Source organism: Pantoea sp. MQR6, from assembly GCF_022761075.1.
GTDB lineage: Bacteria > Pseudomonadota > Gammaproteobacteria > Enterobacterales > Enterobacteriaceae > Pantoea > Pantoea phytostimulans.
Genome location: NZ_JAKYXB010000006.1, coordinates 16,328 through 40,941, shown reverse-complemented (window position 1 = coordinate 40,941; position 24,614 = coordinate 16,328). Strand labels below are relative to the sequence as shown.

Genomic DNA, 24,614 nt, shown 5'->3' with positions numbered 1-24,614 from the left:
GCTGTAAATATATCCAGTCTTTTGCTTTACACTCTCTGACTTATTGGTGCTTATGGACGTTTCTGAACTGCTCGACGGTTTGAATGACAAACAGCGCGAGGCCGTTGCGGCCCCGCGCAATAACCTGCTGGTATTAGCAGGCGCGGGCAGCGGAAAAACGCGCGTTCTGGTGCACCGTATCGCCTGGCTGCTCTCGGTGGAAAACTGCTCGCCTTACTCAATCATGGCGGTAACGTTCACCAATAAAGCCGCCGCAGAGATGCGTCACCGTATCGAACAGCTGATTGGCACCAGCCAGGGCGGAATGTGGATCGGCACTTTCCACGGTTTAGCGCACCGCTTGCTGCGTGCGCATCATCTGGATGCTAATTTGCCGCAGGATTTTCAGATCCTCGATAGCGAAGACCAGCTGCGTCTGTTAAAGCGTCTGATCAAAGCGATGAATCTTGATGATAAGCAATGGCCTGCGCGTCAGGGCATGTGGTACATCAACGGCAAAAAAGATGAAGGGCTGCGTCCAAAGCATATCGAAAGCTATGGCAATCCGGTGGAGCAAACCTGGCTGCGTATTTATCAGGCTTATCAGGAAGCGTGTGATCGTGCTGGATTGGTGGATTTTGCCGAGCTGCTGCTGCGTGCGCATGAACTCTGGCTTAACAAGCCGCACATTCTGAATCACTACCGCGAACGTTTTACCAACGTGCTGGTGGACGAGTTTCAGGATACCAACAACATTCAGTATGCATGGATCCGCATGCTGGCAGGTGACAGCGGACGCGTCATTATTGTCGGTGATGACGATCAGTCGATTTACGGCTGGCGTGGTGCGCAGGTCGAGAACATCCAGCGCTTTCTGCAAGATTTTACTGGCGCAGAAACTATCCGCCTTGAGCAAAACTATCGCTCAACCAATAATATTCTGAAATCGGCTAACGCCTTGATCGCGAATAACAACGGTCGCCTCGGCAAAGAGCTGTGGACCGATGGCAGCGACGGCGAGCCGATTTCAATTTACTGCGCCTTTAATGAGCTGGATGAAGCGCGCTTTGTGGTGAATCGCATCAAAGCCTGGCACGAAAACGGCAATGCGCTGATAGATTGCGCCATTCTCTATCGCAGCAATGCTCAGTCACGCGTACTGGAAGAAGCCTTGCTGCAAAGCAGTATGCCGTACCGTATTTATGGCGGTATGCGCTTCTTCGAGCGTCAGGAAATCAAAGACGCACTGGCCTATTTGCGACTGATGGCCAACCGTAACGATGACGCGGCCTACGAGCGCGTCGTCAATACCCCCGTTCGTGGCGTGGGCGATCGTACGCTGGATGTCGTGCGGCAAACTGCGCGGGAAAAACAGCTGACGCTGTGGCAAGCGACGCGTGAATTATTGCAGACGCGCGCCTTAGCGGGTCGAGCGGCGTCCGCGCTGCAACGCTTTTGTGAGCTGGTTGATTCGCTGGCAACCGAAACCGCAGAAATGCCGCTGCATGTACAAACCGATCGGGTCATAAAAGATTCAGGTCTGTGGATGATGTACGAGCAGGAAAAAGGCGAAAAAGGCCAGGCGCGTATCGAAAACCTTGAGGAACTGGTCACGGCAACACGCCAGTTCAGCTATCAAGATGAAGACGAAGATTTGATGCCGCTGCAGGCATTTTTATCGCATGCTGCGCTGGAAGCGGGCGAAGGCCAGGCGGATAAATGGCAGGATGCGGTGCAGTTAATGACGCTGCACTCAGCTAAAGGGCTGGAGTTTAGCCAGGTCTTTATCGTTGGCATGGAAGAGGGCATGTTCCCTAGCCAGATGTCGCTGGATGAAGGCGGACGTTTGGAAGAAGAGCGTCGTCTTGCCTACGTTGGCGTGACGCGCGCCATGCAAAAACTGACGCTGACCTACGCTGAAACCCGTCGTTTATATGGTAAAGAGGTGTATCACCGTCCTTCGCGCTTTATCGGCGAATTACCGGAAGCCTGCATTGAAGAAGTACGTTTGCGTGCCAGCGTAACGCGCCCGGTCAACCATCAACGTATGGGAACGCCAATAACGAAAAACGACAGCGGCTTCGCGCTGGGGCAGCGAGTAAAACATGCCAAATTTGGTGAAGGAACCATCATCAATCTGGAAGGCAGCGGCGAACACAGCCGACTTCAGGTGGCGTTTCAGGGGCAGGGAATCAAATGGTTAGTTGCTGCTTACGCCAAACTGGAAACGCTTTAGCATCGGTTGACGACTTTTTCGTCTCAGCGTAACATGCGCCCACTATTATCATGAGAGGACAATGCCTTGGACACGCCCAGTCGATGCTGGCTCGAATACCTGGTTAACAGGAATAACATCTAAGGCTACCTCTTTACGCGGGTAGCCTTAGCGGTTATCAGCGACCTCCCTTCTTTAATCTCGTCGCATGAGTCAGCACTGATTTACCCTTGAAACGTGAGTTTCCGTGTTCAGGTGTTAGCCGTGCCCGTTCTGCTTTGTAGAACGGCGTACTGGCTTGTCCCATTAAGTCTGCAATGGGGAGTATTGCTATGCTGAGCGCATTTAAACTTGATCACAGCCGCCTGACGCGTCTTGAACTGGAAGACGAAACGCACCAACTCACTTCTTCAGTCTGGGTCGATTTGATCGAACCGGAAGAGGGCGAGCGTGAGCGGGTACAAACTGAGTTAGGCCAAAGTCTGGCGACGCGTCCTGAACTGGAAGATATCGAAGCCTCTGCGCGTTTCTTCGAAGATGAAGATGGCCTGCATATTCACTCCTTCTTCTTTTATGAAGATGCAGAAGATCACGCTGGTAACTCCACTGTGGCGTTTACCATTCGTGAAGGCCGTCTTTATACGCTGCGTGAGCGCGAACTGCCGGCGTTTCGCCTCTATCGCATGCGCGCCCGTAATCAAACGCTGATCGACGGCAACGCCTTTGAACTGCTGCTCGATCTGTTTGAAACCAAAATCGAACAGCTGGCGGATGAAATCGAAAACATCTACAGCGCGCTGGAAAAACTGAGCCGGGTGATCATGGAAGGTCAGCAGGGCGAAGAGTACGATCAGGCGCTGTCGCGTTTGGCAGAGCTGGAAGATATCGGCTGGAAAGTGCGTTTGTGTTTGATGGATACCCAGCGTGCGCTCAACTTCCTGGTGCGCAAGGCGCGTTTACCGGGCAATCAGCTGGAGCAGGCGCGTGAAATCCTGCGCGATATCGAATCACTGTTGCCACATAATGAATCGCTGTTCCAGAAAGTGAACTTCCTGATGCAGGCGGCAATGGGTTTTATCAACATTGAACAGAACCGCATCATCAAGATCTTCTCGGTGGTTTCCGTGGTCTTCCTGCCGCCGACGCTGGTGGCATCAAGCTATGGCATGAACTTCGAATTCATGCCTGAGCTGAAATGGAGCTTTGGTTATCCGGCAGCAATTGGCCTGATGATCCTTGCGGGGCTGGCGCCTTATCTCTATTTCAAACGTAAAAACTGGTTGTAATCTTTGTTACGGGCCGTTTATTACGGCCCGTTTTACTGGCTCCCGCTGGCAATTCTGCGTAATCTAAATCCTCGTTTCCTCAATACATTTCTCCCTTATGGATTCTCTCTCGTTGCGCGCGCAATGGACTTTGCTGCTGTTCGCGTCAATTTTATTGGGTGCGCTGTTCCACTATTTTCATGTTCCTGCCGCGCTGTTGCTTGGGCCGATGATTGTCGGCGTGGTAATGGGATTGTCAGGCGCAACGCTACGTATCAATAAGCGTTTTTTCCTGCTGGCGCAGGCAGTATTGGGCTGCATGATTGCGCAAAGCCTGTCGCCATCCATCCTGACGCCGCTGCTGCAAGACTGGCCGATCGTGTTAGCGGTATTAGTGTTGACGCTGGCCGCTAGCGGTTTATCTGGTTTTCTGCTGGTGCGTTTTAGCCATTTACCCGGACCAACGGGTGCATGGGGATCGTCGCCCGGTGGCGCTTCTGCGATGGTCGCAATGGCGGGGGATTTTGGCGCGGACGTCCGTCTGGTGGCTTTCATGCAATATTTACGCGTACTTTTTGTCGCCACGGCGGCGGCGATTGTGGCGCGTATAGGGCTGGGTGATACCGCGCACAGTGTTGAGCTGCTCTGGTTCCCGCCGCTGAATCAGGGGTTTTGGGTCACGCTCGGCGTGATGTTTGCTGGCGCATGGCTCGGCACCCGGCTGCGTATTCCTTCTGGTGCGCTGCTTCTGCCTGCGTTGGTCGGTGCCGCTCTGCACTCAACCGGTGTCGCGCTGTTGCAGGTGCCTGAATGGCTACTGGCGCTGGCGTATGCGTTGATTGGCTGGAGCGTCGGCCTGCGCTTTACCCGACCGGTGTTTTTATTGGCGCTACGGACTTTGCCGCAAATGATCATCTCAATCATCGGGCTGATGCTGTTGTGTGGCGGTTTAGCCTGGATGCTCACGCGGGTATTACACATTGATTTGATGACAGCCTATCTCGCCACCAGCCCCGGCGGGCTTGATACGGTGGCGATCATCGCGGCGGGTAGCCGGGTCGATATTGCTTTTGTGATGGCGTTACAAACGCTGCGCTTGTTCACCATTTTGCTGACCGGCCCAGCATTAGCCCGCTTTATTTCACGCTACGCCCACACGCGAGCGAGCGCGAATTGAGGTGGAAACCGCATCGTAGACAAACACCAGCAGTGCCAGCCAGATGAAACCAAAAGTCACCATTTTATCTGGCGTGATGGTTTCACCATAAAAAAGCACCGCCAGTAAAAACATCAGCGTTGGACCGAGATACTGGAAAAAGCCGACGGTGGAAAGGCGCAGGCGACTACACGCGGCGGCGAACAGCATCAGCGGAATGGTAGTAATAATACCGGCTGCAATCAGCTTTATATTCAGGCTCATTGGGTTCGCGCCCAAATGGCTGGTGCTGCTGTCGGCAAAACCAAACAGGTAAATTGCCGCCAGCGGAAACAGCCACAGCGTTTCGATCAACATTCCGCTCTGCGCATCAACCTGAATCTTTTTACGCACCAGACCGTAAAAAGAGAAGCTCAAGGCCAGGCCCAGCGCGATAATGGGCAGCGATCCAAACTGCCACAGCTGCACGACAACACCCAGCGTCGCCAGAAATACCGCCAGCCATTGCAGACGACGGAAGCGCTCGCGCAGAAACAGCATGCCAAATACCACGTTGATCAGCGGATTAATAAAGTAGCCAAGGCTGGCTTCCAGCATGTGCTGATTATTTACCGCCCAGATGAACAGCAGCCAGTTGCCGCCGATAGTCAGCGCGGTGGCCGCTAAAATCAGCACTTTTTTGGGCTGACGTAATACACCGCGAACGACTCCCCAACTGCGGCTTAGGGTGATCAAAAGCAACATAAACAGTGCAGACCAGATCACCCGATGCGTCATGATTTCAGTCGGTGGGACTTCTTTTACCAGTTTGAAATAGGCGGGTGCGATGCCCCAAATAAAATAAGCGCCAAGAGCAAAGCCAATGCCCTGGCGCGTTTGTTGCGTATCCATAGACCTTCCGAAAACGACTATCCAAAAAACGGCGACGCTTGCACGTCGTATAAGTTATCCAATCAAATAGGTCGCGGTTGCCGTGGCGATGTAATCGCCTTGCTGGTTATGCAGCTCAACGCGTGCGACCGCCACTTTATTACCGGCGCGCAACAGGCTGCTGGTGGCGGTAAATCGTTCACCGCGCCCAGGCCGTAAATAATCCACGCGCATATCAATGGTTCCCATGCGCGACAGACGCTGACGCAACTCATCTTCGCCGATACTTTCCTGACGAGTCAGAGCATTGCTCACACAAACCATGCCTGCTGCAACGTCCAGCACTGAAGCGATAACGCCGCCATGCAAAATTGCCTGAGCAGCGTTACCCACCAGCATGGTTTTATTAGCGAAACTCAGCTCCGCATAATCTGGCTCCAGTCGTTCCAGCTCAAGTCCTAACGCCTGGTTAAAGGGCATATGATAAACAAAAATTTCGCCGATAAGACGGCGCGCTTCCTGCTGAGTCAGCAGTACTGATGACATGGTTTTTTTCCTGAAAAATAACGCTAACGTGGCGCCCAAATGTTAATGAGATGTGTATTCTATGCCGCTAGCGAGAGGCTTTCCAGTTTAGGAAATCAGCGCTCATATTAAGCGCCATTTGCGTGTAGAATGGCCTGCTTTTTAAGACACCCACACCGCTCTTTTCAAATACGCAGCGTTTCACCGGAGAATTTTATGCGTAAGCATCGCGCCTTGTTGGCGGCAACGTTGTTACTTCCTACTTTGGCGCAAGCAGAAGAAGCCACGGTTAAAGAGATCCATGACGTACCGCAGGTTCGCGGCAGCATTATTGCGAACATGTTGGAAAAACATGATAACCCGTTTGTGCTGTATCCGTATGAGAGCAACTATCTACTCTATACCTATACCAGTGATATCAATAAAGAGGCGATCTCCTCTTACAATTGGGCCAAAGAAGCGCGTAAAGATGAAGTGAAGTTCCAGCTCAGCCTGGCCTTTCCGCTGTGGCGCGGGATTTTGGGTGACAACTCGGTGCTGGGTGCATCTTATACACAACGTTCATGGTGGCAGCTGTCGAACCAAAGCCAGTCTGCTCCGTTTCGTGAAACCAACTACGAACCGCAAATTTTCCTTGGCTGGGCGACCGATTACTCGTTCGCAGGCTGGACGTTACGTGATGTTGAAATGGGCTTTAACCATCAATCGAATGGTCGCAGCGATCCCACTTCGCGTAGCTGGAACCGTCTGTATGCCCGCCTGATGGCACAAAACGGCAACTTCCTCGCCGAAGTGAAGCCGTGGTACCGTTTACCGGAAAGCAGCAGCCGCGATGATAACCCCGATATCACCAAATATATGGGCTATTACCGTCTCAAACTCGGCTATATGATGGGCGACAGTATTTTCAGTATGGAAGGTAACTACAACTGGAACTCCGGCTTCGGTGGCGCGCAGTTGGGTTGGAGTTATCCCATCACGGAACACGTGCGTTTTTACACCCAATTATTTAGCGGTTATGGTGAATCGCTGATCGACTACGATCATCGCCAGACGCGTATTGGTGTCGGCGTGACGCTGAACGACCTCTTCTGACCAACGACTTAAAGCAGGAATAGCGTGGCAACCTCGGCAGTTCTTAATCAGGAAGCGCTGGCACAGCAAGTATTACAAGATACTTTCGGCTACCAGCAGTTTCGTCCCGGTCAGCAAAGCATTATTAATGAAGCGCTGAACGGGCGAGATTGTCTGGTGGTGATGCCTACTGGCGGCGGTAAATCGCTGTGTTATCAGATCCCCGCGCTGGTGCAGGAAGGGCTGACGCTGGTGGTATCGCCGCTGATTTCACTGATGAAAGATCAGGTGGATCAGCTGCTGGCAAACGGTGTGGCGGCGGCTTGCCTGAATTCGACGATGACGCGTGAGCAGCAGCAAGCGGTAATGGCAGATTGCCGTACTGGCCGCATTAAGCTGCTCTATATCGCACCAGAGCGCCTGATGATGGATAACTTCCTCGACAGTCTGGCGCACTGGCAGCCAGCAATGTTGGCTGTTGACGAAGCACACTGTATTTCGCAATGGGGCCACGATTTCCGCCCGGAATATGGTGCATTGGGAAAAATGCGTCAGCGCTTTCCCGATTTGCCGGTAATGGCCTTGACCGCTACCGCCGACGAAACCACGCGTAATGACATCATTAACCTGCTGCACATGCACGATCCGCTTATCCAGATCAGCAGCTTTGATCGTCCCAATATTCGCTACACGCTGGTGGAAAAATTCAAACCCACCGAGCAGCTGTTGCGTTACGTCCAGGATCAGCGAGGCAAGTGCGGCATCATTTACTGCAACAGCCGAGCAAAGGTTGAAGACACCGCTGCGCGTTTGCAGAGCCGTGGCCTGAGCGCAGGTGCCTATCACGCAGGCATCGACAGTGAACAGCGCGCTCGCGTGCAGGAAGCGTTCCAACGTGACGACTTACAAATAGTGGTCGCCACGGTGGCGTTTGGTATGGGAATCAACAAGCCCAACGTACGTTTTGTGGTGCACTTCGATATTCCGCGCAATATCGAATCCTATTATCAGGAAACCGGTCGTGCCGGGCGTGATGGGTTGCCGGCAGAAGCGATGATGCTGTACGACCCGGCTGATATGGCATGGCTACGTAAATGTCTGGAAGAGAAAGTACCCGGTCCATTGCAGGACATTGAAAGGCACAAGCTGAATGCGATGAATGCGTTTGCAGAAGCACAAACCTGTCGCCGTCTGGTGCTGCTTAATTACTTTGGCGAGGGTCGCCAGCAGCCGTGCGGCAACTGCGATATCTGCCTTGATCCTCCTAAGCGGTATGACGGTTTAGTTGAGGCGCAAAAAGCGTTGTCAGGTATTTATCGTGTCGGTCAGCGTTTCGGCATGGGTTACATTGTCGAAGTGCTGCGTGGGGCAAACAATCTGCGTATTCGCGAACAGGGCCACGATAAATTACCGGTTTATGGACTCGGCAAAGATCACAGCCATGAGCATTGGGTCAGCGTGCTGCGTCAGCTCATCCATTTGGGATTTGTGACGCAAAACATTGCCATGCATTCCGCTTTGCAGCTGACGGAAGCGGCGCGACCGGTATTACGCGGTGAAGTACCGTTGATGCTGGCGGTACCGCGACTGATTACTGCCAAACCCAAGAGTAATAGCTCAGCGAAATTTCATGGCGGCAATTACGATCGCAAGCTGTTTGCCAAATTGCGCAAGCTGCGTAAAGCCATTGCCGACGAAGAGAACATCCCGCCCTACGTGGTATTCAACGATGCAACGCTGATTGAAATGGCAGAACAGATGCCGGTGAGCGCATCAGAGATGTTAAGCATCAACGGTGTAGGTCAACGCAAGCTGGAGCGTTTTGGTAAGCCATTTTTGGTGATGATTAAAGAACATCTTGATGAAGAGTAAAGGACGCTAATTATGTTGTTGTTATTCGCTACCGTTGCGCTGGTTCATTTGGTTGCACTGATGAGCCCTGGCCCGGATTTCTTTTTTGTCTCTCAAACTGCCGCCAGTCGCTCACGTAAAGAGGCGATGATGGGTGTGTTTGGTATCACGCTAGGTATTGTAATCTGGGCGGGTGTGGCGCTGATGGGCTTGCATCTGATTCTGGAAAAAATGGCCTGGCTGCATCAGATCATTATGGTCGGCGGCGGTCTTTATCTGCTGTGGATGGGGTGGCAGCTGATGTGCTCAGCACGCCAGCGCCACAAGCAGCCTCAGCCCTCTGAGCCGACGGTCGCGCTGCCGAAAAAAGGCATGAGCTTCCTGAAAGGTTTTCTTACTAACCTTTCGAATCCGAAAGCGATCATCTACTTCGGCAGCGTGTTCTCGCTGTTTGTTGGTAATGATGTCGGCGCGATGGAGCGCTGGGGGTTATTCCTGCTGATCATCGGCGAGACGTTTGCGTGGTTTGCGTTGGTAGCGGCTATTTTTGCCATGCCGTGGATGCGTAGCAGGTATCAGCGTTTAGCGAAATGGATAGATGGTATGGCAGGCGTACTGTTTGCTGGATTCGGCATTCACTTGATTATTTCGCGGTAAGAACGGCTTTGCTTGCCCGTTCACTCCCGAACGGGCTGGGCAATATTCAGCAGGATAAATCAGGCAATCTTTCTCGCGCTGGCCAGCAACACACCAACGGCCATAAACATCCCACCAAATAGACGATTCAGCAATTTCATCTGCTTTGGCCCCTTAATCCACACGGCAATGCGTGTCGCTAAGGTGGCATAACCAATCATCACGATGATATCGACGACCACTGTGGTGATGCCCAGCACCAGAAATTGTGCCAGCTGTGGCTGATGCGGCAGAATGAACTGCGGAAACAGCGCGGCCAGGAACACAATACTTTTCGGGTTGGTGAGATTCACCAACACGGCACGTTTGAACAGACGGCGTCGCGGCATGGCTTTAGAAACCGCATTGAGATCAATGGCACCGGCGGAGCGCCATTGTTGTATGCCAAGCCAAACCAGATAAGCGGCGCCAGCCCATTTCAACATCTCGAACGCCAGCAGCGATTGAGAAAACAGTGCGCCGAGACCCACGCCCACCAAAACAATGTGCAGCGACAGCCCAAGCTGCAGGCCCGCTATCGAGGCAACTGTCCCGCGATAGCCGTGACTGATGCCCGTGCTCATGGTGTTAATTGCGCCAGAACCTGGCGATAAACTGAGAATTGAGGTGGTGAGAAGATAGGTCAGCCACCATTCGATGGTCATGGGTTACGTTCCCTGTATCGACGGAAGTGTGACACAATACGCCAGAAATAAGCGCGGCGCTATGGGCGACACGCGGCGAATCAGACTCTTTTTCAGGGCAAACAGGAGGGTGAATGAATCAACACAAAGCCAGTTGGCTTCGGCGTGAAAAAGCATTTGCCGCCTTTGCAACCGGGCCTTTACTGGATTTTTGGCACGGCCGAGAAGAGTGTGAGTTTATTGGGGTAGAAAACCTGACTTTGCGCTATGTGCGCTTCACCTCGCCGCAACATAAGCGCGTTATCTTGATTGTGCCGGGCCGCATCGAGAGTTACGTAAAATATCCCGAGCTGGCGTACGATCTGTTTCATTGCGGTTTCGATGTGATCATTCTCGATCATCGTGGTCAGGGAAGATCGGATCGTTTACTGGAAGATTCGCATCGTGGACATGTGGACGAATTTACCCACTACGTTGATGATTTGGAAACGCTCTACTTAAAAGAGATCGTTGGTGGCCATTATCAACAGCGCTATGCTTTAGCGCACTCTATGGGCGGCGCAATTTTGACGCTGTTTTTGGCGCGTCAGCCGCAGGCTTTTCACGGTGTGGCATTGGTTGCCCCGATGTTCGGTATTGCCTTGCCGTTACCGGAGTGGATGGCGCACCGTATTCTTGATTGGGCTGAAAAACGCCCGACCCTGCGCGATGGTTATGCACTAGGCACAGGACGCTGGCGAGCGCATCCGTTTGGCATTAACCGCCTGACACACAGCGCGGAACGTTATCGCCGTAATTTGCGTTTTTACGCTGACGATCCGGCGATTCGCGTCGGCGGGCCCACCTATCATTGGGTTCGCGAAGGGATTCATGCCGGACGTAACATTATTAGTCAGGCCGATAAAATCACGACGCCGGTGCTGCTGTTACAAGCCAGCGACGATCGTGTCGTCGATAACCGTTCGCAGGATCTCTTCTGCGCCGCGATGGCGTCTGCAGGTCATCCATGCGCAGGCGATAAGCCGCTAGTTATAGAAGGTGCGCGGCATGAGATCTTGTTTGAAAAAGACGAAATGCGCGCCGAAGCGCTGAACGCCGTGGTCGACTTTTTTTCAGCCCACTGCTAACTCTTTCATTTACCTTGCTGGCTGCAGCCACCTGAATTAAATACCCGAGGTTTTCATGTATTACATCGTTGCATCCGACCTGGATGGCACGCTGCTTTCTCCCGAACATCGCATCACACCGTTTGCTCGCGAAACATTGCAACAACTGGTGGCACGCAATATTCACTTCGTTTTCGCTACGGGCCGCCATCACATTGATGTTGGTCAGATGCGCGATAAACTGGGTATCCCGGCTTACATGATCACGTCTAACGGTGCGCGTGTTCACAATGCCGATGGTGAACTGATCTTTAGTCACAATCTGGATCAGGACATCGCGGGCGATCTTTACGGCCTGCAATATCATCACCCTGAAATTCTGACGCACGTTTATCGTGACGACGAATGGTTTGTTAGCCGTTCGCGCCCGGCAGAACAAGATTATTTCCGCGAATCGGTGTTCAATTATCAGGTTTACGAGCCAGGCATGCTGCCAACCGACGGTATCAGCAAGGTCTTTTTTACCTGTGAAAATCCTGAGCATCTGATTCCCATGGAGCAGGCGATTGAAGCACGGTGGGGCGACCGCGTTAACGTTAGCTTCTCGCTGCCGACGTGCCTGGAAGTGATGGCGGGCGGCGTTTCCAAGGGCCATGCGTTGGAAGCGGTGTCAAAGCTGCTCAACTACTCCTTGAAAGAGTGCATCGCTTTTGGGGACGGCATGAATGATGTTGAAATGCTGAGTATGGCGGGCAAAAGCTGCATCATGCTGAATGCTGCCCAGCGTTTAAAAGATACCTTGCCTGAAGTCGAAGTGATTGGCAGTAATGTCGAGGACGCTGTGCCGCAAACCTTGCGCGCTCTGTTTTTATCATAGATAAACGTTTGAAAGAAAAAGGCCGGTTAACCGGCCTTTTTTGTGTCGACTCAGGCCAACTGTTTTTTGTGTTTATGTTCGCTGACCATTGTCAGCAGCAGCAGAATCACTGCTAACACACAGCCGACAATCATCACTAAAAATCCACCGTCCCAGCCGAAATAATCCACCGTGTAACCCACGATAGCGCTGGCTGCAACCGAACCGCCCAGATAGCCGAATAAACCCGTAAAACCTGCCGCTGTGCCTGCCGCTTTTTTCGGTGCCAACTCCAGCGCATGCAGGCCAATCAGCATTACCGGGCCGTAAATCAAGAAGCCGATAACGATCATACAAGCCATATCAATGCCGGGATTACCTGGCGGATTTAGCCAGTAAACCACTGTAGCGATGGTCACCAATGTCATGAAGAACACACCGGTTGCACCACGATTGCCACGGAAGACTTTATCTGACATCCAGCCGCACAGCAGGGTGCCGGGAATGCCAGCGTATTCATATAAGAAGTAAGCCCAGGAAGATTTATCCAGGCTGAAATGTTTGACCTCTTTGAGGTAAGTCGGTGACCAGTCAAGAATGCCGTAACGCAGCAGATAAACAAACACGTTAGCCAATGCGATGTACCACAACAGTTTGTTGGGTAAAACATACTTCATGAAGATCTGTTTAGCCGTGAGTTCCTCTTCATGGCTGGCGTCGTAATCCACCGGATAATCGTTTTTATACTCTTCAATAGGCGGTAAACCACAGGATTGGGGCGTGTCGCGCATTAAAGCAAAAGCAATAATTGCGATCGCAATCGCACCAAAAGCAGGCATATACAGCGCCGCTTTCCAGTCATTGAACCAAGCCATGCCGAGCAGGAAAAGCAGTGGAGGAATGCCGCCGCCCACGTTATGTGCGCAGTTCCACACCGAAACAATGCCGCCGCGCTCTTTTTGCGACCACCAATGCACCATAGTACGACCACACGGTGGCCAGCCCATTCCCTGAAACCAGCCACACACGAACAGCAGCACAAACATCACCATGATGCTGGACGTTGCCCAAGGCACAAAGCCCATTATCAGCATCACAGCCGCAGCCAGAATCAATCCAGCCGGTAAGAAAACGCGTGGATTCGAGCGATCCGAAACGGAACCCATGATGAATTTGGAAAAGCCATACGCGATGGAAATACCGGAAAGCGCGAAACCCAGATCGCCACGGGAAAATCCTTGTTCTACCAAATAAGGCATGGCGAGAGCGAAGTTTTTTCTGACGAGGTAGTAAGCGGCGTAGCCAAAAAAGATGCCAATGAAAATTTGCCAGCGCAGGCGGCGGTAAAGCGGATCGATATATTCGTCAGCAACCTGCGACTTATGGGGCGCGGGTTTAAAGATACTCAGCATAGGAGTGGCCCTCCGGGCGCATTATGGTTTTCGTTCCCAGCAACGTGGATTATAAAAATAAGATTTACTCTGGTGTTCCATTTCGCGCACAGAATAATAATGGTTGCGTAGCGTTACTGTGATGAATCGCGCATTTGTTACAGTTTTGTGACAGCAAAGCGCGTTTAAATCCAAAAAATGGATCATTACGCGCGTTTTATCGAGAGGGCATGAAGTGATGGATTTTCATTGAAGTGTAAAGGGTTTACAAAACAGCAAGCAAAGGTTTGATTGCTCCATTAATACTCAGTTGTAAACCAAATAGCGCAACCTTATCAAAGCACATTGTTTACACTGGCCACTTCGTTTATATCGGGGTCGTTAGCGTGCTGTTATTGATTGTTACCACCATACTTTGGGCTTTTTCATTCAGCCTGATTGGCGAATATCTGGCGGGACAGGTGGATACCTGGTTCTCAGTTTTAATGCGATTGGCTTTGGCGGCATTGGTGTTTTTACCCTTCCTGCGCTGGCGTGGTTATCGCCCTTCAACGCTGTTGCTTTATATGTTGGTGGGCATGTTGCAGCTCGGCATCATGTATTTGATCAGTTTCGAAGCCTATCTCTATCTCAGCGTGTCAGAATTTTTGTTGTTCACGGTGATGACGCCGCTCTATGTCACGTTGATTTATGACGTGATAAGCAAGCGTCCACTGCGTATCGGCTATATCTTTAGCGCTCTATTGGCCGTAGCGGGTGCAGCGATTATTCGTTACGACAAAGTCAGCGAAAATTTCTGGTTTGGTCTGCTGCTGGTGCAGCTGGCAAATATCTGTTTTGCGGCTGGCATGGTGGGTTACAAACGCCTGCAAGAAACGCGTCCAATGCCGCAACACACCGCCTTTTCCTGGTTCTATCTTGGCGCGGTGCTGATTGCCGCGATCGCCTGGTGCATTTGGGGAAATCCGAATAAATTACCGACGACTTCGCTGCAGTGGAGCATTCTGGTGTGGTTAGGCGTAGCAGCCTCGGGTCTGGGTTATTTCATGTGGAACTATGGCGCAACGCAGGTCGATGCAGGCACGCTGGGCATCATGAACAATATGCATGTGCCGGCTGGATTACTGGTGAATCTGGCGATTTGGCAGCAGCAGCCGCATTGGCCGAGTTTTATCGCGGGGGCAGCGGTAATTATTGCCTCGTTATGGGTGCATAAACGCTGGGTTATTGGAAAGAGTCCGACATAATTATTGATTGTGGCCAGGCGGCTTTTCGTCGAAAAGGCGAAGCAGCAACGTAAAAACGGCGAAGCCTTTACTCAGGGCTTCGCCGTTATATTTTTGCAATGAGCGTGAGGCGAACTTAAGCCGGTTTACCCGTCTTTGGACGATGAATCATCGCGAGTCCCTTCAGGAAATTACGCATAATCTGATCGCCGCACTCGCGGTAGTTTTTGTGATCAGGTTTACGGAAGATCGCGCCAATTTCAGCTTGAGAAACGGTGAAGTTAGCCTTTTTCAGTACGTCAGAAATGTCAGTAGTTTTCAAATCGAAAGCGATGCGCAGTTTTTTCATAAAGATGTTGTTGTTCATTTTGCGCTCAATGGAAGGCGCTGGCATATCTTCACTTTTGCCACGGCGATGGAAAATAAGCCCGTTAAGGAAATAACCCATCAACACGTCAGGACAGGGACGATACGCGGCGTCGTCATCTTTTTTTAACCACGTCTGCACATCGGTTTCTGGCACATCGCAACCTGCCAGCGCAAAAATCGCCACCACTTTGGCATCGCTCAAATTGAGCATGTAGCGCACGCTGCGCAGAATATCATTGTTAGTCATGGTGAAATCTTCTTATGGTCAGTCGACAGGCTGCGCATTATAGGGGATTTTACCCGCGCTCGCGCAGGTTTGTGGCGATTGATTAGCGTTGCAGTACGGTACCCGGAAGCTGGGCATTGCGCACAAACGGCAGATGCTCACAGGCGTGCTGGCGAGCGAAACGAATAAAGGCTTCCAGCACCGGCTGGCGCTGCTCGCCGTCACGTACGGCGGCGTAAAGCCGACTCCATAATCCATCACCCAAGGTTTTAGTTACCACCAATCCCTGTTTCTCAAAACTCTCAACCACCCAATGTGGCAAGGCGGCAATGCCCATGCGCGCCGACACCATCTGAATCAACAACAACGTGTTATCAACGCTTTTCAGTGCCGGGCTGACGCCGGCGGGTTGTAGGAAGTTACGCCAGATATCAAGGCGTTGTCGCTGCACCGGATAGATCATTAATACCTCGTCAGCGAGATCGTCTGGCGAAATATGCTCAACCTGCGCCAGCGGGTGATCCGGCGCCAGAACAAGGCGGACTTCAAAATCAAACATCGGTGAATAAAACAGGCCAGAGCGCGGCAGGATATCGGACGTCAGCACCACGTCCAGCTCGCCTTGTTGCAGGGCGGGTTGCGGATCAAAGGTGACGCCAGATTTGAAGTCCATTACCACTTGCGGCCAGCTTTGGCGGAAATTATCCAGCGCAGGTGTTAACCACTGAATACAGCTGTGACATTCAATTGCGATGCGCAGCGTGGTTTGATGCGGCTCATGGCAGGCTTGCAGCGCTTGCTGTATTTGCGGCAGAACCTGCTCAGCCAGCTGCAATAAAATTTCTCCCTGCGGCGTAAATCGCAACGGCTGACTTTTACGGACGAACAGGCGGAATCCCAGCCGCTGTTCCAGATCGCTGAACTGATGTGACAACGCAGATTGCGTCTGATGAAGCTGGGCAGCAGCAGCAGCCAGCGAGCCAGTATTACGCAGAGCCTGAAGCGTCCGCAGGTGCTTGAGTTCGATCATGAGAGTCCTTCACATCGAAATGAACAAATTGCGCTTGAGGAACATACAGTACCCGCAGAATATAGCGGTGTAAACATCTGGACGGCTAAACATCTTTGGCTGCCAGCTTCAAGCCAAAGAGAAAGAATATCTGGAGAACAGCAAATGACCATTCTGAACCATACTCTCGGCTTCCCTCGTGTTGGTCTGCGTCGTGAACTGAAGAAAGCGCAGGAAAGCTACTGGGCGGGTAACAGCAGCCAGGAAGCGTTACTGGCAGTGGGCCGCGAGCTGCGTGCACGTCACTGGCAACAACAGAAAGATGCCGGCGTGGATCTGCTACCGGTTGGCGATTTCGCTTGGTACGATCATGTTTTGACCACCAGCTTGCTGCTGGGCAACGTGCCTGCTCGTCACCAGAACAAAGAGGGTTCAGTTGATCTCGATACGCTGTTCCGTTTGGGACGTGGCCGTGCACCGACCGGCGAACCGGCTGCAGCCGCTGAAATGACCAAATGGTTTAACACCAATTATCACTATATGGTGCCGGAATTCACTCAAGGTCAGCAGTTCAAACTGACCTGGACGCAGCTGCTGGATGAAGTAGACGAAGCGCTGTCACTGGGCCATAAAATCAAACCCGTAGTGCTTGGTCCGGTGACCTATTTGTGGCTGGGTAAAGTCAAGGGCGAGCAATTTGATCGTTTATCACTGCTGGACGATATTCTGCCGGTGTATAAGCAGGTTCTGGATGAGCTGGCTAAGCGTGGTATTGAGTGGGTGCAAATTGATGAGCCTGCGCTATCACTGGAACTGCCGCAGGCCTGGCGCGACGCTTTTAAAGTGGCTTACGCTGTGCTGCAAGGCCAAAGCAAAATACTGCTAACGACCTATTTCGACAGTATTAGTCAGAATCTTGATGTGATTCGTGAACTGCCGGTACAGGGTTTGCACGTTGACCTGGTTCACGGTCGTGATGACATTCAGCAACTGAACCAGCAACTTCCTGCTTCCTGGTTACTTTCGCTCGGCGTGATTAATGGCCGCAACGTATGGCGTGCTGATCTGAGTAGCTGGTTTAAACGCCTGCAACCGCTGGTGAGTCAGCGTGAGCAATTGTGGATCGGCTCTTCCTGTTCACTGCTGCACAGTCCGATTGATCTGAGCGTGGAAACACGTCTGGATGAAGAAGTGAAAAGCTGGTTTGCTTTTGCCCTACAGAAATGTGCTGAGCTTTCACTGCTGAGTCAGGCATTAAATAATGATGATGCCGCCTCGCTGGAAGCCTGGAGCGCGCCGATTCGTGCTCGTGCTCACTCTAGCCGTGTACACAACGCTGCAGTGGGTCAACGTCTGCAAGCGATCACCGCGCAGGATAGTGAACGACAAAGCCCTTATGGCGAGCGTGCTAAGGCACAGCGTCAACGCTTTAACCTTCCAGCCTGGCCAACCACCACCATCGGTTCTTTCCCGCAAACCACAGAGATTCGTGGCCTGCGTCTGGATTTCAAACAGGGTCGTCTGGATGGCAACCACTATCGCACCGGCATTGCCGGGCACATCAAGCAGGCGATTGTTGAGCAAGAGCGCTTAGGTCTGGACGTACTGGTGCACGGTGAAGCTGAACGTAACGACATGGTCGAATATTTCGGTGAACATCTTGATGGCTTCGTCTTTACACAAAACGGTTGGGTACAAAGTTACGGTTCTCGCTGCGTTAAGCCGCCGGTAATCATTGGTGACATAAGCCGTCCTGAAGCGATCACCGTTGAGTGGGCGAAGTATGCGCAATCACTGACGGACAAGCCGGTAAAAGGCATGTTGACCGGTCCCGTAACCATTCTTTGCTGGTCATTTCCCCGTGAAGATGTGACGCGTGAAACCATCGCTAAGCAAATTGCGCTGGCGCTGCGTGATGAAGTAGTCGATTTGGAAAAGGCGGGTATCGGCATCATCCAGATCGACGAACCCGCACTGCGCGAAGGTCTGCCGCTGCATCAATCTGATTGGGCTGCATACCTGACATGGGCCGTTGATGCTTTCCGTCTGAATGCTGCCGTAGCGCAAGACGACACGCAGATTCACACCCACATGTGTTATTGCGAGTTCAACGACATCATGGATTCTATTGCGGCGCTGGATGCGGACGTGATCACCATCGAAACCTCACGTTCAGATATGGATCTGCTGGAGTCGTTTAGAGACTTCGAATATCCGAACGAAATTGGTCCAGGCGTGTATGACATTCACTCGCCAAATGTACCAAGCGTTGAATGGATAGAAGCGCTGTTGCAGAAGGCGGCTAAGCGTATTCCAGAAGAGCGTCTGTGGGTGAACCCAGATTGCGGCCTGAAAACGCGTGGCTGGACCGAAACGCGCCAAGCGCTGGCGAACATGGTCACAGCAGCGAAAAACCTGCGTGGTGAAAAAGTGTAAAGGTGTGTTGAGTTGAATCTTTGGGGCGCTCAGGCGCCCCCTTTTTATTGGTTAAGCGGATGGCGCAACACCGTATTGTTTAAACCAGGCCAGCATGCGCGCCCAGCCATCTTTGGCTGACTCTGCGTGGTAGCTGGGTCGATAATCGGCATTAAAAGCATGGCCTGCTTCGGGATAAACGATGATTTCAGCTTTGGCATTTGCAGCATGTATCGCCTGACGCATCTGCTCCACGCTTTCCAGGGGGATGCTCTCATCCTGCCCGCCATATAAACCCAGCACCGGCGCGGAAAGATCGACAGCAATATCAATTGGATGTTTTTGCTGCTTCATGGTTTTGTCTCCCATTACGCGGCCATACCACGCCACGGCGGCACGCAACTGTGGATTATGTGCTGCGTAAAGCCAACTGATACGACCGCCCCAGCAGAAGCCGGTAATGCCCATCCGGCGAATATCACCGCCGTTACGCGCTGCCCAATTGGCCGCGTGATCGAGATCGGCGAGCACTTGTGTGTCGGGCACTTTGCTCACAAGTTCTTTAAATAGCGTGGGAATATCGGTGTACTCGTTCGGGTCGCCTTCGCGAAAATAGAGCTCAGGTGCAACCGCCAGATAACCCTCTAGCGCCAGACGGCGGCAAATATCGCGAATATGTTCATGTACGCCAAAAATTTCCTGCACGACGAGCACGACCGGCAATGGGCCTTCAGCACCTTTGGGTTTGGCAAAAAAAGCAGGCATGTTCTCGCCCTGGCTTGGGACTGAGGTTTCGCCGAATTGAATGTCGGGGCTTTCAGTAAAAATGGTCGTAGAAGCAGTCGGCTGCACTGCAGGTGCAAAGCCGCCTCCCGCTGATTTTTGTGCCATATTATCTTCGGTTTTCATTGTTTTCTCCGTGCAAGCAATAGCGCAATCACGTAACTATAGCCTGGCCAGATTTCGCGCGGACCAGACAAGGGGTAACAGAGTCAGCAACAGATAAAATCACCTACCTCTTTAACATTGCGCTGACTGGCTTCACAGTACAGCTTGTAGCAGTGCGGGATTACTTAAACTCAAGGTGTGATATTGATCGCTTTTTTTCTGATAAAAAATGTAACTTTCATTTTATGAAGTGAGTGTTATCACATATTTATCGGGCGGGCTGACGTAAAGTGGCGCGCTACTTTCTTTTAATCAGGAGTCTGAAATGACACAGTCTGACGTTTTCCACCTTGGTCTTACCAAAGCCGATCTGCAAGGGGCGACTTTAGCCATTGTGCCCGGCGATCCGGAGCGCGTTAAGAAAATCGCCGGACTGATGGACGATGCGCAGCATCTGGCTTCGCACCGTGAATTTACCTCATGGCTAGCAAAACTGGATGGTAAACCGGTGATTGTTTGCTCAACCGGTATCGGCGGGCCTTCCACTTCCATTGCGGTTGAAGAGCTGGCCCAGCTTGGGGTGCGCACCTTCTTGCGTGTTGGTACCACCGGCGCGATTCAACCGCACATTAATGTAGGTGACGTATTAGTCACAACCGCATCAGTGCGTTTAGATGGTGCCAGCCTGCACTTTGCACCGATGGAATTCCCCGCAGTAGCGGATTTTGCCTGCACGACTGCCTTGGTTGCGGCAGCAGAGGAGTGTGGCGCAGCTACCCATATTGGTATCACGGCATCTTCCGACACCTTTTATCCAGGTCAGGAACGCTATGACACTGTTTCAGGACGCGTCGTCAGCCGCTTTCAGGGTTCAATGAAAGAGTGGCAACAGATGGGTGTTCTCAACTATGAGATGGAATCCGCTACACTGTTAACCATGTGCGCCAGCCAAGGGCTGCGAGCCGGTATGGTGGCGGGCGTTATCGTGAATCGTACGCAGAAAGAGATTCCAGATGCGGCGACCATGAAACAGACCGAAAGCGATGCGGTGAAGATTGTTGTAGAAGCGGCGCGTCGCTTGCTATAACGCGCGCGGCAGCAGGTTTCAAGACCGGGCTTATAAAGGTTAACCTGCTGCTTCCCTTAAGATGCGCGCCATTTCAGCTGAACCTGAGAACTTTCTTATGCGCAATACGATTCCTGTACGTCGACCTTCCTTTGGACCTAATCCCGCTGCGTTGCAAGCGCAAATGGAAAATAGCGCCGCGCGCTTCCGCGTCGCGATGAGCCAGAATAATTTCCAGCAGGCGATGAAATGCTGTGAAGAAGTTCTGCGTTTTATGCCTAATCAAATGCAAGTGCTGAGCGATTATGCGCTCTGCCTGATGCGTCTGGGTCAATACAATAAATCCTACAAGATTTACCAAAAAATCTATCAGGCACCTGCTGCATTGCGTGCCACCGCTTCGGAAACCTGGTTGGATGGCCTGACAGAAGTCTGCGGTTGGTTAGGTAAAAATGAAGAAGTGGCGCGTTATGGCCTGGAATCACTGAATCAGTCAGATGCACGTTTTAGTCAAGGCCAGCGCTACGCTTATCCTGCACCGCAACCCGAACCCATCGATCTTAGCCAGCCTGAACAAAACGTGATTTCGTTTAGCCTTTATGGTGGTCAGCCGCGCTATTGCGAAACGCTGATCAAAAACGTGGAGGTGGCACAAGAGTTCTATCCGGGCTGGGTTTGCCGAGTCTATCTTGACGACACCGTGCCGAAACATGTCTGGCAGCGCCTTGAGCAGCGGCATGTACAGTTAGTAGATATGTCGCATGAAAAAACTATTTTCCCTACGCTTTGGCGTTTCCTGGTGATGGATGATCCTGCGGTAAAACGCTACATCGTGCGTGACGCAGATTCCTTGCTTTCGGAACGTGAAGTGGCGGCGGTTAATGCCTGGCTAGCTTCGCCATACTGGTTCCACCATATGCGTGACTATTATTCACACACCGAATTATTGCTGGCAGGAATGTGGGGCGGCTGTCATGGCGTATTTAACAACGTTGAACAGTCGATGCGTAACTTCATTGCACAATATGAAGGCAGCGAACGCTTTACCGATCAGTACTTCCTGAAAGTCGCCTTATGGCCAACAGTGCGAGAAAGTATTCTCAATCACGATGATATCTTTAATTTTTATCAGGCGCAGCCTTGGCCAGCACATGCACCGATACGTTGGAAAACGGACAGTTTCCATGTAGGCAGCAACGCTGGTTTTGCCAGCATGGCAGGAAAAACCAATGGCGTTGACGGCGAAGAGCAGCAGGTTGAAATCACTTACGGCGGCAATACCTGGAATTATCCGGCGAAAGTTAAAAAAGGAGAATGGATGCTGCCGATGCCGTTTTTCCTGATTGATGACTGGCAAGCAGGCACGCTGAGCGTCAGAGCGTTATAACGCCTTAACGCCGGGCAGAATTGTCTGGACATTCATACAGTGCGACTCTACCTTTTCCCTCAGCAACGCATCTGGCGAGGGAATCATGGATCAGCACATCATTATCAGCGCCTGCCTGGCGCTGGCAGGCTTGGGCATTGGCTGGATACTGGCGCAACTGCGCGCCAGTCAACAACTCGCCAGTTTTGCTACCGAGCGTCGCTTGTTGGAAGCAGCACAACAGCGCCAGCAGCTGCATATCGACCAACTTCAACAACAATCTCAGCAACGCGAGCAAGAACTTCGTCAACTGCATGGTGCGTTGAGCGGGGCGAATGAGCGTCTGCAACAGTTGGATTATTGGCGCAGCGAAAGCGAGCAGCTGAATCGCGAGTTGCGTAATCAGCTGGAAGTTAATAGTGCTCAGGAAGCTGAGCTGCGTGAAGTCACCATCCGACTGGAAGAGACGCGTTTCGCCACGGAAGAGAAGCAGCGTCTGCTGACCAACAGTGAACAGCGCCTGAGCGCCCAGTTTGAAAATCTCGCTAACCGCATTTTTGAAAACAGCGGGCGGCGCGTCGATGAACAGAACCGCCAAAGTCTAAACAGCCTGATTAGCCCGCTGCGTGAACAGCTGGATGGTTTTCGTCGTCAGGTTCATGAAAGTTTTGGCCTTGAGGCGCGCGAACGCCATACGCTCACACATGAAATTCGTCAGCTCCAGCAGCTGAATGCCCAGATGGCGCAGGAAGCGGTTAACCTCACTAAAGCGCTGAAAGGCGATAATAAAATCCAGGGAAACTGGGGCGAAGTGGTGTTGAGCCGGGTGCTGGAAGCATCAGGTCTGCGCGAAGGCTACGAATATGAAACTCAAGTCAGCATTCAGTCGGAACAGCAGGGCAGGATGCAACCGGATGTGATCGTTCGTTTACCGCAAGATAAGGATGTGGTGATTGACGCTAAAATGACGCTGGTTGCCTATGAACGCTACTTCAACGCGGAAGATGAAGCTGATCGCGAGCAGGCGATTCAGGAACATATCAGCGCAATGCGCGGACACATTCGCTTGCTCGGGCGCAAAGATTATCAACAATTGCCGGGTTTACGATCGCTGGATTATGTGTTGATGTTCATTCCGGTTGAGCCAGCCTTTTTGTTGGCTATTGATCGCCAGCCAGAACTGATCAGTGAAGCGCTACAGCAGAACATCATGCTCGTTAGCCCAACCACGCTGCTGGTGGCGCTACGTACCATCAATAATCTGTGGCGTTATGAACATCAAAGCCGCAATGCGCAGCGTATCGCCGAGCGTGCGGCAAAACTGTATGACAAGATGCGGCTGTTTGTGGATGACATGAGCGGGATTGGCGTCAATCTGGATAAAGCGCAAAACAGCTATCGCGAGGCGATGAAGAAGTTGGCAGAAGGGCGCGGAAATCTCATTGCGCAAAGCGAAGGTTTTCGGGACCTTGGGGTTGAAGTGAAGCGCTCAATCAATCCTTTGCTGGTGGAACGTGCAAAGCCAGAAAGCGATGCTGAAGATGAGTTAGAAGATGAAAACGAAGCGGATGACAGCGACTTACGTGTGAGACGCCTCCATGAATAACATGGGCGCTGCGTGCCTGACTTCCGTGACTCTGATACACTTCGTGAAGAATTGTTTGTGGAGCAGGTAAAACCGATGGCAGATGAATCACAGCAGGAAACTACCCATTTTGGCTTTCAGACGGTCGCTAAAAGCGAGAAGGCTGACAAAGTCGCGGACGTGTTTCATTCCGTAGCGGCAAAATATGACGTGATGAATGACTTAATGTCGTTTGGCGTTCATCGCATCTGGAAGCGTTTTACCATTGACAGCAGCGGCGTGCGCCGTGGTCAACGTGTATTAGATTTGGCGGGCGGAACCGGTGATTTAACCGCAAAGTTCTCTCGTTTGGTTGGTGAAACGGGTCAGGTTGTACTGGCTGACATCAACAGTTCCATGCTGAAAATGGGTCGCGAAAAACTGCGCAATCTCGGCGTGGTTGGCAACGTCAATTACGTGCAGGCAAATGCCGAAGCGCTGCCGTTCCCGGATAACTATTTTGACTGCATCACCATCTCTTTTGGTCTGCGTAACGTGACCGAAAAAGAGAAAGCGCTGGCGTCGATGTTTCGCGTATTAAAGCCGGGCGGACGTTTACTGGTGTTGGAGTTTTCTAAGCCGTTGCTTGAGCCATTAAGCAAAGCTTACGATGCGTATTCTTTCCACATCCTGCCGCGTATTGGCCAGCTGGTGGCACAAGACGCAGAAAGCTATCGCTATCTGGCCGAGTCAATCCGTATGCATCCCGATCAGGAAACCCTGAAGGCGATGATGAACGATGTTGGGTTTGAAAATACCACCTACTCCAATATGACCGGCGGCATCGTTGCGCTGCACCGTGGATTTAAGTTCTAAAC

At 52.0% G+C, this 24,614-nt stretch carries 21 protein-coding genes; 14 read left to right on the top strand and 7 right to left on the bottom strand.

The features are described from left to right. The first annotated feature begins 52 nt into the window (after positions 1-52). The 3 genes from uvrD to MUG06_RS19150 all read left to right on the top strand — a co-directional run bounded on the left by uvrD (position 53) and on the right by MUG06_RS19150 (position 4,636). Positions 53-2,215 carry a DNA helicase II gene (uvrD, locus tag MUG06_RS19160; protein ID WP_243079711.1) on the top strand — a complete coding sequence of 721 codons (2,163 nt, stop codon included), beginning with the start codon at positions 53-55 and terminating at the stop codon, positions 2,213-2,215. Positions 2,216-2,526: 311 nt separating this feature from the next. Next, positions 2,527-3,480 (top strand): magnesium/cobalt transporter CorA, encoded by a 954-nt coding sequence (gene corA / locus MUG06_RS19155; protein WP_215847978.1) that lies wholly within the window; start codon positions 2,527-2,529, stop codon positions 3,478-3,480. A gap of 97 nt (positions 3,481-3,577) precedes the next feature. Then, the gene (locus tag MUG06_RS19150) at positions 3,578-4,636 is read left to right on the top strand and encodes an AbrB family transcriptional regulator (protein WP_243079710.1); all 1,059 of its coding nucleotides are present in this window, start codon (positions 3,578-3,580) and stop codon (positions 4,634-4,636) included. Here MUG06_RS19150 and rarD read toward each other — a convergent pair. Together rarD and MUG06_RS19140 are read right to left on the bottom strand one after the other, a co-directional pair. Further along, positions 4,601-5,506, bottom strand: a complete 906-nt coding sequence (rarD, locus tag MUG06_RS19145) for an EamA family transporter RarD (protein ID WP_215847977.1) — start codon at positions 5,504-5,506, stop codon at positions 4,601-4,603. The genes MUG06_RS19150 and rarD overlap by 36 nt on opposite strands. 54 nt (positions 5,507-5,560) lie before the next feature. Further along, positions 5,561-6,031 carry a thioesterase family protein gene (locus MUG06_RS19140; protein WP_243079709.1) on the bottom strand — a complete coding sequence of 157 codons (471 nt, stop codon included), beginning with the start codon at positions 6,029-6,031 and terminating at the stop codon, positions 5,561-5,563. Positions 6,032-6,226: 195 nt separating this feature from the next. Here MUG06_RS19140 and pldA point away from each other — a divergent pair, with 195 nt between their 5' ends. The 3 genes from pldA to rhtC are packed head-to-tail and all read left to right on the top strand — an operon-like array spanning position 6,227 to position 9,592. Next, on the top strand, positions 6,227-7,105 hold the full coding sequence (pldA, locus tag MUG06_RS19135; RefSeq protein WP_215847975.1) for a phospholipase A: 879 nt from the start codon (positions 6,227-6,229) through the stop codon (positions 7,103-7,105). A 24-nt stretch (positions 7,106-7,129) separates the two neighbouring features. Next, positions 7,130-8,956, top strand: coding sequence for an ATP-dependent DNA helicase RecQ (recQ, locus tag MUG06_RS19130; RefSeq protein WP_215847974.1), 1,827 nt, complete (start codon positions 7,130-7,132; stop codon positions 8,954-8,956). A 12-nt stretch (positions 8,957-8,968) separates the two neighbouring features. Beyond that, positions 8,969-9,592 carry a threonine export protein RhtC gene (rhtC, locus tag MUG06_RS19125; RefSeq protein WP_243079708.1) on the top strand — a complete coding sequence of 208 codons (624 nt, stop codon included), beginning with the start codon at positions 8,969-8,971 and terminating at the stop codon, positions 9,590-9,592. A 59-nt stretch (positions 9,593-9,651) separates the two neighbouring features. Here the strand turns inward: rhtC and rhtB are convergent, their stop codons facing one another. Beyond that, the gene (gene rhtB / locus MUG06_RS19120) at positions 9,652-10,275 is read right to left on the bottom strand and encodes a homoserine/homoserine lactone efflux protein (RefSeq protein ID WP_215847973.1); all 624 of its coding nucleotides are present in this window, start codon (positions 10,273-10,275) and stop codon (positions 9,652-9,654) included. 113 nt (positions 10,276-10,388) lie between these two features. Between rhtB and pldB the strand changes: the two genes are divergently transcribed. Both pldB and yigL read left to right on the top strand, forming a co-directional pair. Continuing rightward, positions 10,389-11,381, top strand: a complete 993-nt coding sequence (gene pldB / locus MUG06_RS19115; protein ID WP_243079707.1) for a lysophospholipase L2 — start codon at positions 10,389-10,391, stop codon at positions 11,379-11,381. 55 nt (positions 11,382-11,436) lie between these two features. Beyond that, positions 11,437-12,237, top strand: coding sequence for a sugar/pyridoxal phosphate phosphatase YigL (gene yigL, locus MUG06_RS19110; protein WP_243079706.1), 801 nt, complete (start codon positions 11,437-11,439; stop codon positions 12,235-12,237). A 50-nt stretch (positions 12,238-12,287) separates the two neighbouring features. Here the strand turns inward: yigL and glpT are convergent, their stop codons facing one another. Continuing rightward, complete coding sequence (gene glpT, locus MUG06_RS19105) at positions 12,288-13,628, bottom strand: glycerol-3-phosphate transporter (protein ID WP_243079705.1); 1,341 nt, start codon at positions 13,626-13,628, stop codon at positions 12,288-12,290. A 365-nt stretch (positions 13,629-13,993) separates the two neighbouring features. Between glpT and MUG06_RS19100 the strand changes: the two genes are divergently transcribed. Next, complete coding sequence (locus MUG06_RS19100; protein WP_215847970.1) at positions 13,994-14,854, top strand: carboxylate/amino acid/amine transporter; 861 nt, start codon at positions 13,994-13,996, stop codon at positions 14,852-14,854. Positions 14,855-14,969: 115 nt separating this feature from the next. Here MUG06_RS19100 and MUG06_RS19095 read toward each other — a convergent pair whose 3' ends face one another. Next, positions 14,970-15,449, bottom strand: a complete 480-nt coding sequence (locus MUG06_RS19095; protein ID WP_243079704.1) for a DUF1456 family protein — start codon at positions 15,447-15,449, stop codon at positions 14,970-14,972. Positions 15,450-15,531: 82 nt separating this feature from the next. Next, positions 15,532-16,458 (bottom strand): HTH-type transcriptional regulator MetR, encoded by a 927-nt coding sequence (metR, locus tag MUG06_RS19090; RefSeq protein ID WP_215847969.1) that lies wholly within the window; start codon positions 16,456-16,458, stop codon positions 15,532-15,534. Between the two features lie 144 nt (positions 16,459-16,602). On the opposite strand from metR, the gene metE reads away from it, so the two are divergent. After that, entirely contained in the window at positions 16,603-18,873 is a 2,271-nt protein-coding gene (gene metE / locus MUG06_RS19085; RefSeq protein WP_243079703.1) for a 5-methyltetrahydropteroyltriglutamate--homocysteine S-methyltransferase, read from the top strand. A gap of 51 nt (positions 18,874-18,924) precedes the next feature. Here metE and MUG06_RS19080 read toward each other — a convergent pair whose 3' ends face one another. Beyond that, entirely contained in the window at positions 18,925-19,761 is an 837-nt protein-coding gene (locus MUG06_RS19080; RefSeq protein ID WP_243079702.1) for a dienelactone hydrolase family protein, read from the bottom strand. Between the two features lie 304 nt (positions 19,762-20,065). Here MUG06_RS19080 and udp point away from each other — a divergent pair, with 304 nt between their 5' ends. The 4 genes from udp to ubiE all read left to right on the top strand — a co-directional run bounded on the left by udp (position 20,066) and on the right by ubiE (position 24,612). Then, the gene (gene udp / locus MUG06_RS19075) at positions 20,066-20,827 is read left to right on the top strand and encodes a uridine phosphorylase (RefSeq protein ID WP_215847968.1); all 762 of its coding nucleotides are present in this window, start codon (positions 20,066-20,068) and stop codon (positions 20,825-20,827) included. Between the two features lie 97 nt (positions 20,828-20,924). Next, positions 20,925-22,193, top strand: a complete 1,269-nt coding sequence (locus MUG06_RS19070) for a tetratricopeptide repeat protein (RefSeq protein ID WP_243079701.1) — start codon at positions 20,925-20,927, stop codon at positions 22,191-22,193. 85 nt (positions 22,194-22,278) lie between these two features. Continuing rightward, on the top strand, positions 22,279-23,778 hold the full coding sequence (gene rmuC / locus MUG06_RS19065; protein WP_243079700.1) for a DNA recombination protein RmuC: 1,500 nt from the start codon (positions 22,279-22,281) through the stop codon (positions 23,776-23,778). A 75-nt stretch (positions 23,779-23,853) separates the two neighbouring features. Next, positions 23,854-24,612, top strand: coding sequence for a bifunctional demethylmenaquinone methyltransferase/2-methoxy-6-polyprenyl-1,4-benzoquinol methylase UbiE (gene ubiE / locus MUG06_RS19060; RefSeq protein ID WP_243079699.1), 759 nt, complete (start codon positions 23,854-23,856; stop codon positions 24,610-24,612). Positions 24,613-24,614 lie beyond the last annotated feature (2 nt).

Coding starts and splice junctions, on each gene's coding strand:
- uvrD (WP_243079711.1), top strand. CDS start 53: ATGGACGTTTCTGAACTGCTCGACGGTTTGAATGACAAACAGCGCGAG.
- corA (WP_215847978.1), top strand. CDS start 2,527: ATGCTGAGCGCATTTAAACTTGATCACAGCCGCCTGACGCGTCTTGAA.
- MUG06_RS19150 (WP_243079710.1), top strand. CDS start 3,578: ATGGATTCTCTCTCGTTGCGCGCGCAATGGACTTTGCTGCTGTTCGCG.
- rarD (WP_215847977.1), bottom strand. CDS start 5,506: ATGGATACGCAACAAACGCGCCAGGGCATTGGCTTTGCTCTTGGCGCT.
- MUG06_RS19140 (WP_243079709.1), bottom strand. CDS start 6,031: ATGTCATCAGTACTGCTGACTCAGCAGGAAGCGCGCCGTCTTATCGGC.
- pldA (WP_215847975.1), top strand. CDS start 6,227: ATGCGTAAGCATCGCGCCTTGTTGGCGGCAACGTTGTTACTTCCTACT.
- rhtC (WP_243079708.1), top strand. CDS start 8,969: ATGTTGTTGTTATTCGCTACCGTTGCGCTGGTTCATTTGGTTGCACTG.
- rhtB (WP_215847973.1), bottom strand. CDS start 10,275: ATGACCATCGAATGGTGGCTGACCTATCTTCTCACCACCTCAATTCTC.
- pldB (WP_243079707.1), top strand. CDS start 10,389: ATGAATCAACACAAAGCCAGTTGGCTTCGGCGTGAAAAAGCATTTGCC.
- yigL (WP_243079706.1), top strand. CDS start 11,437: ATGTATTACATCGTTGCATCCGACCTGGATGGCACGCTGCTTTCTCCC.
- glpT (WP_243079705.1), bottom strand. CDS start 13,628: ATGCTGAGTATCTTTAAACCCGCGCCCCATAAGTCGCAGGTTGCTGAC.
- MUG06_RS19095 (WP_243079704.1), bottom strand. CDS start 15,449: ATGACTAACAATGATATTCTGCGCAGCGTGCGCTACATGCTCAATTTG.
- metR (WP_215847969.1), bottom strand. CDS start 16,458: ATGATCGAACTCAAGCACCTGCGGACGCTTCAGGCTCTGCGTAATACT.
- metE (WP_243079703.1), top strand. CDS start 16,603: ATGACCATTCTGAACCATACTCTCGGCTTCCCTCGTGTTGGTCTGCGT.
- MUG06_RS19080 (WP_243079702.1), bottom strand. CDS start 19,761: ATGAAAACCGAAGATAATATGGCACAAAAATCAGCGGGAGGCGGCTTT.
- udp (WP_215847968.1), top strand. CDS start 20,066: ATGACACAGTCTGACGTTTTCCACCTTGGTCTTACCAAAGCCGATCTG.
- MUG06_RS19070 (WP_243079701.1), top strand. CDS start 20,925: ATGCGCAATACGATTCCTGTACGTCGACCTTCCTTTGGACCTAATCCC.
- rmuC (WP_243079700.1), top strand. CDS start 22,279: ATGGATCAGCACATCATTATCAGCGCCTGCCTGGCGCTGGCAGGCTTG.
- ubiE (WP_243079699.1), top strand. CDS start 23,854: ATGGCAGATGAATCACAGCAGGAAACTACCCATTTTGGCTTTCAGACG.